At 37.3% G+C, this 13,857-nt stretch carries 11 protein-coding genes; 3 read left to right on the top strand and 8 right to left on the bottom strand.

The genetic code is table 11. From position 1 onward, the window contains the following. Window positions 1–178 precede the first annotated feature (178 nt). On the top strand, window positions 179–2,710 hold the full coding sequence (locus NE257_RS01950) for a M1 family metallopeptidase (protein WP_251855031.1): 2,532 nt from the start codon (window positions 179–181) through the stop codon (window positions 2,708–2,710). A gap of 203 nt (window positions 2,711–2,913) precedes the next feature. Here the strand turns inward: NE257_RS01950 and NE257_RS01945 are convergent, their stop codons facing one another. Together NE257_RS01945 and NE257_RS01940 are read right to left on the bottom strand one after the other, a co-directional pair. After that, window positions 2,914–3,738 (bottom strand): pyruvate, water dikinase regulatory protein, encoded by an 825-nt coding sequence (locus tag NE257_RS01945; protein WP_251855523.1) that lies wholly within the window; start codon window positions 3,736–3,738, stop codon window positions 2,914–2,916. A gap of 11 nt (window positions 3,739–3,749) precedes the next feature. Continuing rightward, the gene (locus tag NE257_RS01940; protein WP_040366881.1) at window positions 3,750–4,379 is read right to left on the bottom strand and encodes a helix-turn-helix transcriptional regulator; all 630 of its coding nucleotides are present in this window, start codon (window positions 4,377–4,379) and stop codon (window positions 3,750–3,752) included. A 162-nt stretch (window positions 4,380–4,541) separates the two neighbouring features. Here NE257_RS01940 and ppdK point away from each other — a divergent pair, with 162 nt between their 5' ends. Further along, window positions 4,542–7,145 carry a pyruvate, phosphate dikinase gene (gene ppdK, locus NE257_RS01935; protein ID WP_251885687.1) on the top strand — a complete coding sequence of 868 codons (2,604 nt, stop codon included), beginning with the start codon at window positions 4,542–4,544 and terminating at the stop codon, window positions 7,143–7,145. Between the two features lie 111 nt (window positions 7,146–7,256). Here the strand turns inward: ppdK and NE257_RS01930 are convergent, their stop codons facing one another. Then, on the bottom strand, window positions 7,257–8,321 hold the full coding sequence (locus NE257_RS01930) for a DNA/RNA non-specific endonuclease (RefSeq protein WP_251885686.1): 1,065 nt from the start codon (window positions 8,319–8,321) through the stop codon (window positions 7,257–7,259). 142 nt (window positions 8,322–8,463) lie between these two features. Continuing rightward, window positions 8,464–8,754: an MFS transporter gene (locus NE257_RS01925; RefSeq protein ID WP_251885685.1), complete on the bottom strand. Its 291-nt coding sequence runs from the start codon at window positions 8,752–8,754 to the stop codon at window positions 8,464–8,466. 47 nt (window positions 8,755–8,801) lie between these two features. On the opposite strand from NE257_RS01925, the gene NE257_RS01920 reads away from it, so the two are divergent. Next, window positions 8,802–9,131 (top strand): hypothetical protein, encoded by a 330-nt coding sequence (locus NE257_RS01920; protein WP_251885684.1) that lies wholly within the window; start codon window positions 8,802–8,804, stop codon window positions 9,129–9,131. Between the two features lie 546 nt (window positions 9,132–9,677). Here the strand turns inward: NE257_RS01920 and NE257_RS01915 are convergent. The 4 genes from NE257_RS01915 to NE257_RS11635 all read right to left on the bottom strand — a co-directional run bounded on the left by NE257_RS01915 (window position 9,678) and on the right by NE257_RS11635 (window position 13,628). Then, entirely contained in the window at window positions 9,678–10,277 is a 600-nt protein-coding gene (locus tag NE257_RS01915; RefSeq protein WP_016173379.1) for a super-infection exclusion protein B, read from the bottom strand. Between the two features lie 68 nt (window positions 10,278–10,345). After that, complete coding sequence (locus tag NE257_RS01910; RefSeq protein WP_251885683.1) at window positions 10,346–11,542, bottom strand: hypothetical protein; 1,197 nt, start codon at window positions 11,540–11,542, stop codon at window positions 10,346–10,348. Window positions 11,543–11,842: 300 nt separating this feature from the next. Continuing rightward, window positions 11,843–13,180 carry a reverse transcriptase domain-containing protein gene (locus NE257_RS01905; protein WP_338127559.1) on the bottom strand — a complete coding sequence of 446 codons (1,338 nt, stop codon included), beginning with the start codon at window positions 13,178–13,180 and terminating at the stop codon, window positions 11,843–11,845. Window positions 13,181–13,223: 43 nt separating this feature from the next. Beyond that, window positions 13,224–13,628, bottom strand: a complete 405-nt coding sequence (locus tag NE257_RS11635; protein WP_338127541.1) for a hypothetical protein — start codon at window positions 13,626–13,628, stop codon at window positions 13,224–13,226. Window positions 13,629–13,857 lie beyond the last annotated feature (229 nt).

Genomic DNA, 13,857 nt, shown 5'->3' with positions numbered 1-13,857 from the left:
GAAAGAGCTGCTTTTACTAATCTATTCAAGTTATGGGAGTGTGACGGACGTTTGTCACACTCCCTTTTCTCATCAGGTGTCCCAAATGATTTTTTTCGCAAAACTCTCATCCATTTTTTATCTTATTTTTGAAATATTCGCTATAATAAGAGTGAAACATCTATAAAGGAGGATATACATGACTGCATTTGAACATTTTTATGAATTTTTCGTGCCGGATCATTACCAATTATTCTTTGATATTGACCGTGCCAAGAAAGAAATAACCGGCAAAACGACGATTACTGGGACTGCCAAGCAAGCAGATATCGCCATTCACCAAAAAGATTTGACGATAGCGTCTGTGGAAGTCAACAATCTTGCGGCTACCTATACAGTGGACGATGAAAAAGAAGCCATCCGTATCAGCTTACCAGAAGCTGGCGAAGTGACAATCACGATTGCTTACAAGACCAAGCTGACAGATACCATGATGGGCATCTACCCGTCTTATTACGAAGTAGATGGCGTCAAAAAGCAATTGATTGGTACGCAGTTTGAGACCAATTCTGCCCGTCAAGCCTTTCCATGTGTGGACGAGCCTGAAGCGAAAGCGACATTTGCTGTATCGATTCGTTACGACGAGCACGAAGGTGAAACAATTCTTGCCAATATGCCTGAGACCAAGTGTGTCGATGGGGTGCATTATTTTGATACGACCGTTAAGATGTCGACGTATTTAGTAGCATTTGGCTTTGGTGAACTGCAAGGCAAGACTGCGACAACGAAAAGTGGCGTGAAAGTTGGCGTCTTTGGTACGTATGCGCATGCTGCGAAAGAGTTAGACTTTGGCTTAGATATTGCGACTCGTGCCATCGAATTCTACGAAGACTTCTTCCAAACTCCATATCCACTGCCACATTCTTGGCAATTGGGCTTGCCTGACTTTTCAGCCGGTGCGATGGAAAACTGGGGTCTAATCACATATCGTGAAGCGTATTTATTACTTGATCCAGATAATACGAGCCTGACAACGAAGCGTGCTGTAGCGACCGTCATTGCGCATGAAGTAGCACACCAATGGTTTGGTGACTTGGTAACAATGAAGTGGTGGGATGATTTATGGTTAAATGAAAGTTTTGCCAATATGATGGAGTATGTCTGTGTGGATGCCATCGAGCCTGACTTACACGTATGGGAAAGCTTCCAGACCAAAGATGTACCCGCAGCTCTTCACAGGGATGCAACCGATGGCGTACAGTCCGTCCACGTCGCTGTCGAAGATCCTGCCGAGGTCGATTCCTTATTTGATGCGGCCATCGTCTATGCAAAAGGGGCGCGGATGTTAGTGATGGTGCGTGCTTTAATTGGTGATGATGCATTACGTCAAGGATTAAAGGCATATTTTGCCAAGCATCAATACGGCAATGCGACGGGTGCTGACTTATGGACTGCCCTTGGTGATGCGTCTGGTATCGATGTCGGTGCAGTGATGCATTCTTGGCTTGAACAACCGGGCTACCCTGTCGTCAAAGCCTCAGTGCAAAATGAAGAACTCATCCTTACCCAAAATCAATTTTTCATCGGTGAAGGCTCAGATCAACAACGCATCTGGCAAATTCCTTTAGCAAGCAATGCAAAAGACGTCCCTGAATTGATGACTGAGCGCACACTATCATTAGGAAACTATACTGAATTGCGTGCCAAAGCTGGCGAACCTTTCCGCTTAAATGTCGGCAATAATTCTCATTTTATCGTCCAATACGATGACACCTTATTAGCAGATATTTTGTCTCAAGTCAGTGACTACGATGCCCTAACTCAATTGCAACTTTTACAAGATTTGCAGTTATTGGCTAGTGGCCGTTATGTATCGTACGCAACACTTGTACCGTTATTGTTTCAATTTGCGGACAGCACGCATGCGATTGTCAACCAAGCACTCTATAATATCGCAGATGAATTTGATTTATTCGTTGAGCCAAATACTGAGGAAGAAGCCAACTTAAAACAGTACTATCATAAACTAAGCCATAAAAACTATACACGCTTAGGTTGTGTACCAAAAGATGCCGATACCCATGATGACCAATTAAGTCGTCCACTTGTGATCCAAGCAGCTCTTTATGGTGGCAACAAAGACGCAATCACTGAAGCGCACGACCTATTCACTGCTCATAAAGATGCGATTATTGATTTACCGGCAGCAGTTCGTGCAGCAATCTTACTGAACGAAGTCCGCGAATATGGCAGTGAAGCATTGTTTGAATCATTCTTACAAGCTTACCGTCGTTCTTCCGACGCTAACTTTAAGCAAAACTTGCAAGTAGCCATGACTCAATCCAAAGAACCTGTCATCTTGGAAGCGATTGTCGCAAAATTCAAAGAAGCCGATACCATCAAACCACAAGATTTGCGCGGTTGGTTCTACGGCGTGCTAGCTAACCCATTAGGTGAACAGCTAGCGTGGGATTGGATTCGCACGAACTGGCAATGGTTGCTTGATACTGTTGGTGGGGACATGTCATTTACGAGTTACATCCAAATGATTGCCCGCGTCTTCCGCACATCTGAACGACTAGCGGAGTACAAAGCATTCTTTGAACCAAAATTAAACACACCAGGATTAACCCGCGAGATCACAATGGGTATCAATGTCATCACCAGTCGCGTGTCCTTGATTACAGCCGAAAAAGAAGCTGTAAATAAATCTATAGCTAGAGAAATTTAAAAAAAGTGTTCCAAAAGCTCTTAGCAACAAGTTCAAAGATTGTTTGACTTGTTGCCGAGAAAGCTGCTTTAAAACATCGCTTATTGAGAGTACGATCAAAAGCCAAAAAATCCAGAAGCTGTTTTTTAAACTTCAGGATTTTTTGGCTTTTTGCTTGCAACTGAATATTTCTCTTTCACTCACTTTCTAGCTTATATTTTTACTTAGCTCAGCTTTGCGACCGATCTTTTTAAATGCTCTTCGACTAGGTAGGCCGTCTCTTCGATGGACTTATCGGTTACGTCAATCACCTGCGCCTGATACTTTTTAAAGATGGATTGTGCATACGCTAGCTCTCTTCTTACCTTTTCGACATCGGTATAACTTGTCGTGTGACCCAAGCCAAGTGATTCTAAGCGATTGCTGCGAATTTTTACTAATTTTTCCGGTTGACAAATTAGCCCAATTATCCGATCTGAATCGACTTGATCTAGCACTTGCGGCACCGGGACTTCGGGTATCAGCGGGAGATTGGCAATCTTATGTCCCCGATTTGCTAAGTACATACTTAGTGGTGTCTTGGATGTACGAGAGACTCCAAGGATGACCGCATCGGCTGTAAGAAAGCCTTGGGGATTCTTACCGTCATCATACTTTACGGCAAACTCAATAGCAGAAATCCGCTGAAAATACTCGGTATCTAGCTTATGTACGATGCCAGGCTTTTCAATTGGTTGCACATGTAATTTCTCCTCAATCATAGAAAAAAACGGTTGCATTAAATCATAATAGGCTAAGCTTTCACTTAGACTATACTCTTTCGCTACTTGTGCCAAACGTCGATTGACTAATGTACTAATAACGATCGCATCTTCTTTCTTGGCATCTTTAAGAATGCCAACTAATTCTTGCTCATCCGTGACAAATGGAAATCGATACGCGTTACGGAATGCTACATCTGGGTATTGAACCATGACGGCACCAATGAGTTTTTGAGATGTCTCTCCTATCGAATCTGAAATAGTATAAATGGCAATTTCTTTATTCATTATACTCGCTCCTATCGTTTTAATTCTGCTTCTCTTGCACGTTGAATGAGGTAATTGAGGATTTTTGTTTTGGTTATTTTGCCGATGACTTTGGCGTGGTTGTCTTCGGATACGACCGGTAAGGAATCCACCTCAAAATCTTGTAAAATACTAGCTGCTTCTAAAATATCCATATCCTTGGTCGCTACCTTAATATGCGGCACCCGAGTCATGCAGATGGCGACAGGTGTTTGGTCAATGTTGGTATTCAAGGATGCTCTCAATAAATCCTTGCGCGACAATACTCCGGCCAACTCTTGACTCTCATCAATTACATACAATGACCCGACATCATACATAAATAGCGTGGTGATAGCATCACGAATCGTCGTATCTTTCGTCACCAGTAATGGCGGCACCATCAATTCGTCTATTTTGGTTCGAAAACTATCAAAAAAGAAAAACGTCTCTACTGCACTACCCAAATACGTGTAGCCAACTTTTGGTGTTGCCTGCAACAATCCGATAAGGGTCAAAAAAGTTAAGTCTGAACGTAAGGTTGCTCGGGATACTTCCATCAATTCTGATATTTTTTCTCCGCTGACCGGTTGATAGGCTTTTACTATTTCAATAATTTTCTCTTGTCGATCGGTTAATTTCATGCCAACCTCCATTATTTACTTTTTTATTATTCTCATTATACAACGAATAATAAATGATTCAACTAAAAAATATCATACATACACCTATTGACAATATATATGACACATATTAAGATACAAATATAATGAATGTGTCACATATTTAGTCAGGAGGCAGAAAGCATGCAATTCATTTATGATTTTGAAGAAGGACGACGGACAGATAAAGGTTTACTTGGTGGCAAGGGTGCAAACTTAGCAGAAATGACGCACTTAGGATTACCCGTTCCACCTGGATTTACGATCACGACAGAGTGCTGCATGACTTACCTAGCAGACGAATCATTTTTCGATACTCAATTAAAAAGCTCAATTATGAATGCGGTTCACAAATTAGAAAATAAAACCCACAAATCATTTACCAATACAATCGATCCACTCCTTGTTTCTGTTCGGAGTGGCGCAAAATTTTCCATGCCTGGAATGATGGACACGATTCTAAATTTAGGTTTAAATGATCAACGAGTGAAGGCCTTCGCACAAACGACGTCTTTGGCTTTTGCTTATGACTGTTACCGCCGTTTATTGCAAATGTATGGCGATGTTGTCTTTGGTATTCCTAAAGAAGAATTCTATGACTTATTGTCCAATGCCGAACAAGCATTGGCTAAAAAAACTGATTCATTCACCCTGCGTGAACAAGAAGAAGTCATTCAATCATATAAGGAAAAGTTTTTCTCTCGCAACCTGGTCTTCCCTCAAGATCCTTACGAACAATTATTCGAAGCGACGAAGGCTGTTTTTCGCTCATGGAACAATCAACGTGCCAACGTCTACCGCGAATTAAATCATATCCCGCATAATCTAGGAACCGCGGTCAATGTACAAAGTATGGTCTTTGGGAATAGTGGTGATCAAAGTGGTACCGGAGTAGTCTTTACCCGCAATCCTGCTACCGGTGAGGGTCACTTATTCGGTGAATTTTTACTCAATGCACAAGGTGAAGATGTCGTTGCCGGTATTCGCACGCCAGCACCTATCGCCGAATTGAAAGATCAAATGCCAACCGCTTATGCAGATTTTGTTCATTACGCAACAGTCTTGGAGGATCATTACAAAGATATGCAAGACATTGAGTTTACTATTGAAAATGAGCATCTATATATTTTGCAGACACGTGACGGAAAGCGTACCGCGAAAGCTGCGTTAACAATTGCTTTGGATTTAGTAAAAGAAGGTATTATTTCCAAAGAGACCGCACTAAATCGCGTCTCACCTGAAATGATTGACCAGTTAATTCATCCAGTTTTTGATAGCAATGCTCTAAAAGATGCCGAATTAGTAGCCGCGGGGTTACCAGCTAGTCCAGGTGCTGCGACAGGGGTAATTGTTTTTACGGCAGAAGCAGCGAAAGATTTTTCTAATATGGGACAAAAAGTCATTCTCGTGCGCCAAGAAACCTCGCCGGAAGATATCGAGGGGATGATTGTCAGTGAAGCGATTGTGACTAGTCGTGGTGGGATGACTTCTCATGCTGCGGTCGTAGCACGAGGTATGGGAACATGCTGCATTACTGGATGTGAGGCATTGACAGTTGACGAACAAAACAAACAAGTCAAATGTGGGGAGTTACTTTTTACTGAAGGAGATATTTTTTCCGTTGATGGCACTTCTGGCAAGATTTTCTTAGGAGAAATTCCCACTGTCATCGCCGAAAACAATGAGGAGTTGAAGCAATTATTGACCTGGGCAGATGAAGTCGCTCAACTAAACGTGCGGGCAAATGCCGAAACAGTATTAGATTTAACAACGGCGATGGATTTTGGCGCAACAGGAATCGGTCTAGCTCGCACGGAGCATATGTTCTTTGGAGCTGAGCGAGTGCTCGAAATGCGACGCTTAATACTAGCAGACAGTGACAAAGAAGCACAAGATGCCCTAGAACGATTGCTCACCTTCCAAGAAGAAGATTTTTATCAAATGTATCAGATTGTTCAAGATAAGCCCATGGTCATTCGCCTACTCGATCCGCCCATGCATGAGTTTCTCCCTCATGAGCCAAATGACATACGTCAACTGGCATTAAAGCTAGGAAAATCGCCTTTACTTGTAGAAGAGCAAATCCGTCGCTTGCAAGAAGCAAATCCGATGCTCGGTCATCGCGGCTGTCGACTAGGAATTACGATGCCGACCATTTACCAGATGCAAGTACGCGCCATTTTCAAGAGTGTCATTCGTCTCCAAAAAGAAGGACAAGCGATACTGCCAGAGATCATGATTCCTTTAATTGCGGAAAAAGAAGAGCTAGTGTACATTAAACAATTTTTGACTTCGACCATCGAACAAGTATTTGCACAAGAAGGTGTCGAGCCCTTACCGTATGAGCTTGGCACGATGATTGAATTGCCTCGTGCATGTTTTATTGCAGATGAATTAGCGAAAGAAGCTGACTTTTTCAGTTTTGGTACCAATGATTTAACGCAAATGACGTATGGCTTTTCGCGTGATGATATAGGTAAATTTATTAATACTTACACGGAAAAAGGCATTATGCAAAGTGACCCATTCCAGCATCTAGATCAAAATGGTGTAGGATCTCTCATTCGAGTTGCCGTAGAAAAAGCCCGTCAAACGAAGCCAGAAATGTGTATTGGTGTTTGTGGTGAAGTCGGTGGCGATCCAGACTCCATTCGCTTTTTTGCTGAAACAGGTGTTGATTATGTTTCCTGTTCCCCTTTCCGCATCCCAGCTGCGCGCTTAGCCGTTGCTCAAGCAGCTATAAATTAAACGTTAGACTTTCTCGACTACAAGAATAAGACCAGAAATACCAGAAGTTCTTTCTCAAACTCTTGGTGTTTCTGGTCTTTATCTGTAATTCATTTCGTCAGAGCTTCGATTTTATTTTTTCGGTGCACGATAACCAGCTGCTTGTGCTTCACTGACGGTTTTAAACCATGCTTCAGGGTTGGTTGTTTTGTCATAATACGTTGACCCTGGTAGGTGATAAATCTTGTTCTTCGACCCCTTAATCAGACCTTGCCCCGTCGCAGGATCGGCATATTGTGTTTCTCCACTTGCGGCTGCTGGTTGAGTTGTTGTTTGAGTTGTTGTTTGAGACGTTGTCTGCTCTTGTGTGGACTGTTCTGTTTCCTCACTACTTACGACACTTGACCCATCCGCATAATTTACTGTCACGCCATCTTGGACATTAAAAATATACACATGGAATTTTATTTCATCACTTGAAATCGATTGTGCTTCTAGCTCTACCCCACGTGCCAATAACTCATTGCCCCGAAAAATTGGCGTCACGCGATACCGGACATAATTATCCGAGCTTTTTTCAAGATATGTCTTGATATCCATTTCAAACCGCAGCATCTCTGGCGAATTTAGTTGACGCGTGCCGGTGATTAAATTTTTCCAGTTGGCATTTTCTCCTGACAATGCCCAGCCAATTAGATGCGAACGATTATATAAATAGCCATCTTTGATTTTTTTATTTTGCCAGCCAGTCGGAGAGACCGATGAAATATCGCCTCGCTTGCCAGTCGGCATGAGACTTTGATTGAGCATCGCATCGGCCAAGGTCGCTCGATTCAATGTGTCAAGATCTCCATACGATTCCCAAGCACCATCTTTTACTGATAGATCTGTAGTGGTAAAGAGTGGTACGTTATTATTGATTTCAATGGTTTGTGTGCCAGCATAGTCTTTTGCGGCAAGGTCTTGTATTATCTGCGTCCGTGTTGCGGAAATTGCTTCTTGCTCTTTTTTCTCTTCGGCTGTGGTATTTGTTGTTTGAGTCTTGGTGCTTTCTTTGGTTGTCACTTGTTCAGTCTGGGTAGTTGTCGATTCCGTCGATCCCTCAGCGCTACTACAGCCAGCTGCCGTCCCCAAGACAAGTGCCATCACTGCCAAAAAGAACCCCATCTTTTGCACTCTTTCCCTTTTCATCTCCATCTCTCTCCTTTTCTTATTCCATTTTTATTATTTGCTTGAATTTGTCACGAGTCAATGATAACTGCGTATATATATTGATCGAAACAAAAAACGTATAGCTCTTCACCGTTTAAGATAAAAAGTCATACGTTTTTTAACTATTTTAGTTAGCTTTTTTAAACATTGCCCGAATAACTAATGATAAGATAAATCCGACAATTGCGACCACAGTGGCTACAATGAAGGCTGAATGGTACGCTTGAACGCCCGCCGTTTGATCGACAAATCGAGCTGCGATTTGTGGGCCAAAAAATGCACCAATTGAGTACCCGAAGAACATGATACCATAGTTCACACCAGAGTTTTTCATACCGAATGTCTTACTTGTTAATGGTGGGAACACGACAAGTACACCACCGAATGATGCACCTAAAATGATAATGCTCGTTTCCAATCTGGTGCACTTGCTTCATTAACTATTTCTGATGCCACTGTTTCACCTTGGAACTGGGAAGCTACATCGAGAGAAGATCCTCAGTACCATTCGATGCAGATGCTTATTTCCTCGGTGGTACGAAAAGTTCATTGTCCCTACCTAGACTTCATCAATTTTCATACGATGGCGATGCTTCATGGCACAAACCACTAGCAATGGCCATTAAACTAGTTGATCCGCAGTTGCCACATAAAATGCAATTAAAACATTTTGTCCAAGTCATCGAAGGTAACGAAAGTCCAATTGTAACACCTGCGGACAATGTCAAAACTTTAGAAACAGTAATGGCTATTAAAGAAGCAACAAAAACAAGAAATTTAATAAAACTTTCTTAATAGCAAAAAAGCTAATCGAAATTGACGGGTGATCCTATCAATTCTGATTAGCTTTTTTAATAGACATACACTTTTTATGAATTTTTTTCTCAACACGAATTTGGCCACGAAATATTCAAAAGGTGAATTATAATTTTTCTCATACTCAATATGGCATTCAAAACAAAAAAAGCCTCTCTCCTATGAGAAAAGGCTTTGAAATCACTGGTATACCAACGATTTACCCTGTCAAAATTATTTTGCAGCGTTGTCGTCTTTGAGACCGTATTGAGAGCTGGATTGCTTTCTGGTGGTACCTGATAGTCAGAAAACAGCTTAGATATGGGATTATTGACAAATTACAAAATCTAATACACCACAGTAAATTTTGATTGAGAAGGTCAAAAGTATGGTCAAAAAATACTCGCCAGTATATTGTCTTATTCTTTCGACAATAGAATACTATCGTTTCTAGCATATTGAGAAATCGAATGAATATTTTGCATTTAATAAGATAGCCAGTAAAAAAAATCTTTTAAAGCATATAATTAGTATTGATAAGCTAACTCATTCCCAAAAATAATCCGCTTTTTTAATAAGTGCGTCATAAATTAATTGTTTATTTTCGTCAACTTTTAAAAATTCTTCAGCAGTACTTTCAAAATAAGCTAAAAGAGCCTCCTTTTCTTTCAATTCATCAACTACCCAAGGTTGTAATAAATACGGAAATTTAGCAGTATTTAAGTTGGATACCATATATTGATTAGTTGCTTTTCCTATAATCATTTCACTTTCAATTTTTCTTACAGCTCCATCATTGATAGGTAACAAATTCGTATAATTTTCATTTTCAAATAAACTTAATACAATACATATCTCATATGGACTTAACTTTCTTAGTCGTTTTTCAGCAGTTTTATAAAATTGTTTTATATTCTTTTTTTTCAATAAGAAGTTAAATATTTGGATAATTAAAGTAACAGTTAAAATAGCTGACGACACAATGAAAACTAATCCAATTATGAATCCGTATTTATTAACAAAAAATGTTAGATGAAGTTTTTTTAGAAATTCAATTGGTAAGAGAAGCATTAAACCACTTGATAAGGACAGTGCTGATAATATTTTAATTGGTAGATTCAATATATCTACGATATTTAAGTTCACTCTCAAATCAATCCCCCTGATCTCACTATACCCTAAATACTATTTTTAATATAAATTATTCCATTACATCAAAGTTCATATTTAATCAAATCTCTAATGATCTGATCAATCATTAAGAACGACTGATCTATTATTGATATCAAAGAATTAAAATCTATCATAGTACAATATTCTAGCATTTCTTCAAAATAATGAAGCGAATCATTAAATATAGATATTGGAACATCCTGAATGTCGTAGTGAAATATATTATTTCTCAACTTGTTTTCAAAAGTGAAGATTCTCTCCTTTTCTTCAATTATATTTTTTATATTACTAATTTGATTTTTATTAATATTGTATGAATACCTTTTTATTATTAAAGATAAGCAATTAACACTAACAAGGTAAGTTTGTAATTTTGATCTGAAATACAATGCTCCGGACGTCTGAAAAACAATAGGTAGCACCTTATTTACAAAATTATTTTGACAAAGTATATTGAATAAAAATAATTGAGTATTTGTAGGTAAACAGGGTAAACAACCACCCAATAGATTTTTTCTTTGTTCGTCATAAAAAAAATAATCATGATGACTAAGTCTATTTAATTCTAAAATTAAGGTCTTCTTTTTATCGATACCACTTTGAAAGGACGGAGTCACCACACAATTAATCAATGATGCTATACATTCAGAGTACTTAGTCAAAAAAAGAGCTGAATTCTTTTGTAAATTAGTTAATGATGTCGCAGAATTAAAATCTATTATTTTTTCTAAATAGATACTAAGTTGACTTGTATTTCCATAAGGAATACCATCCAATGTAAATACGCCTAAATCTCTCTGCCCAAATAACTCAACAAATTTTCTCTGTATAAAATTGTATTCCGTTTTTAATAAATATAGCCTTTTCAATCCATCATCTTGAAGCTTATTATTAATTTTATTTTGCTTCTTATCCGAATATAATTTATAACTGACTCGTGTTGACTTTACAAGTTTATCGAAAGAAATATTTTCAATAAAAGAAAGTTCCATGTCTATATTTTGTGATTGAAAGAATGATAACCAGCCATCACAGACCGAGGATAAGAATGGTATTATAGAAATGCTAAGTTCCTCCTGCTGTTTGAATCTTGAATTAACTAATTGATGAATAATTTGTTTTGCTTCAGCAGATTCTTGCGAAAGCAATATGAACGAAACTTTTTGTAAAGGTTCTATAATTATATACTCCCCTTCGATTCCTATATTTACCAGTGTTTTCGGTAAAATTTCCATCATGAATACACTAGAATAACTGTAAACGCCGAATAAAATAACCAATTTTATTTTTACCTCAGTAAAAATATTTATATACCCTAGCGTTCTTTACTTAACATTTTTCCTATATATTAATTTTCAAAGAAGAAGCAAGCGTATTTTTTAGACTCTCAATCTATAAAACTCCTTTTATATCAAGGAGTTAGGAGTATCCATATTACATCAAAATCAATTAAAAAGGATTTCTGTGGACAATAGTTAAACCAATTTGAACCACGATGGTTACAGTTGAATAAAAAATTTACTATGTTATATATACTTTTATTTACCATAATCGGAGATTATTCTACTTAAATTATTTAACATAGGGCGAAAATTTTCAAAATCTATATTTTCAAAATTATCTAGCACATATTTCGAAAAAATCTCTTTTCCATAGAAATTATTCTTTTCAGATATGCTTTTCTTTGAAAAAGATTTTCCTCCAATTTTGTGTTCTAACGTTTTTTTATCAAACAAATCCTCTATCTCGTTTTCTTCGGCTTCGCCAATTAATTGATTTGTTAATACATATAAGTTTTCTGTAACTCTTAATGATCCATTATCTTTTAATGATTGCATATTTTTCTTTTCGTTAATGTAATTAATAAATCCCCTCAATGGTTTTTTATCATTATTAAGTTCATTATCAAAAATGAAAAACGTTGGATTACTAGGTTTACTTGTACTTAAAAAATTGAAATATTCAAGATAATTAGGGTATAATTTATTGTTCTTATCACTAAAAAAATTATACAAATTTTTCATAGCATCAGCACCGTCAATGGGTAAATTAAAAAAATACTTTAATCTAGAGATATCTTTATTTCCCTTTTTATTGACTCTTTTCAAAAAATGCACCTTAAATTTATAGTCATTTCCATTCTTTTCAATTAGGATAGGATAATCCTTATACATTTTTTTCAATGCTGCTTTTAAATACCTTATATCTGTTTTTCCTTCAGTTACTATGGTGGGGATCTCATTACCATAAAAATATTTGTAGTACAAAAATTTTTGATATTCTTTTTCTCTTGAGTTTAAATTTAGTAACATTATTTGATGATTATTTTCTACTTTTATAGTTGATAAAAGAAATTTTTGGTACTCTATATTATTTTTGTTTAACGAAATTTCATACTCTAAACCATTGTTATACTTATCTAATTGGTTTATAAATGCAAATCTACCTTCTAGTTGATTTATAGTGCCACTCTCACCATCTATCAGAAATTCTCCAGTTGTATAGAGTTTATGGGCCATCGCTCGGGTATTTTTATAAAACTCTTTGGATACATTCAGCTTTTTATTCACAGTTAGACCAGTAACTTCTTGGCGTGAATTACTAAACTGCAGTCTAGTTTTTTTAGCATTTATTTTGAATCCAGCACGAATTATTTCTTTCTCAAGTTTATCTAAAAAAAACTGTTCTTCATCAACAAACGAAGAACTATTCGTTGAAAAAGTTAAATCATCCGCATACCTTGTATAGTCTAATCTATATTTTTTAGCTAACTTCAAAAGCCTAAAATCCAATATCCTACATATTAAATTAGAAATTATTGGTGACGTAGGTGCTCCTTGGGGCAATCTTCCTTTATAACAAACTAAACGAGCAATAACTAGAGCAACTTCCTTTGGAACTTTAAAATTTTTATTCTTTTCAAAAAAAGCCTTTCACTCGGCCAAAATGAATACTTGGAAAAAAATCTTCCAAATCTAAATTTAGCACTATTTTTTTATTTCTATGTATTTTAGCATTAGTAATGATACTTTTACTTTCTTCAAAACCATGTGAAATATTAGGTTTAGTATTATTTAATCTCCATGATTTTTTTTGATTAGCCCATAACAAAATAGCTAGACGTTTTTGCACAAATTTCAACTCATCATTAGGAGCATCTATTTCTCTCTTATCACCATTTTTTTTGAGTATGCTAAATGTATGATAAGCATTCTCTGGACCCTTTTCTTCCTTGTTATAAAGTAAATATGTCATATTTTTTTTAGGAATATTCAATAATTTGAATAAATCATCTTGAGTCTTAATATCAGTGAAACTAGCCATAGTATCCTCCTACAAAAAGAATCGTGCGTGGCTACTCATTAGGCCCACTGCGTAGAAAAAGGATCATAAATTGCGGATTACTAAGGCTATTCTCCCTAGCAATTTTGTCAAAACTTGCGAAACACAAGTACAAAATCTAGCCACACACTATTAAAATTTTATTTGAGACCCCATCAAAAGTCAATAGCTGATAATTCTCTAAACAATTTATCAGTTTATCTTCAGATGC

The organism is Enterococcus italicus (assembly GCF_023743875.1).
Taxonomy (GTDB): domain Bacteria; phylum Bacillota; class Bacilli; order Lactobacillales; family Enterococcaceae; genus Enterococcus_G; species Enterococcus_G italicus.
This window is presented reverse-complemented; position numbering and strand designations above follow the sequence as displayed.

What these genes read in the sequence shown, in the direction of transcription:
- NE257_RS01950 (WP_251855031.1), top strand. Translation starts at nt 179, where the DNA reads ATGACTGCATTTGAACATTTTTATGAATTTTTCGTGCCGGATCATTAC.
- NE257_RS01945 (WP_251855523.1), bottom strand. Translation starts at nt 3,738, where the DNA reads ATGAATAAAGAAATTGCCATTTATACTATTTCAGATTCGATAGGAGAG.
- NE257_RS11635 (WP_338127541.1), bottom strand. Translation starts at nt 13,628, where the DNA reads ATGGCTAGTTTCACTGATATTAAGACTCAAGATGATTTATTCAAATTA.
- NE257_RS01940 (WP_040366881.1), bottom strand. Translation starts at nt 4,379, where the DNA reads ATGAAATTAACCGATCGACAAGAGAAAATTATTGAAATAGTAAAAGCC.
- NE257_RS01930 (WP_251885686.1), bottom strand. Translation starts at nt 8,321, where the DNA reads ATGGAGATGAAAAGGGAAAGAGTGCAAAAGATGGGGTTCTTTTTGGCA.
- NE257_RS01910 (WP_251885683.1), bottom strand. Translation starts at nt 11,542, where the DNA reads ATGATGGAAATTTTACCGAAAACACTGGTAAATATAGGAATCGAAGGG.
- ppdK (WP_251885687.1), top strand. Translation starts at nt 4,542, where the DNA reads ATGCAATTCATTTATGATTTTGAAGAAGGACGACGGACAGATAAAGGT.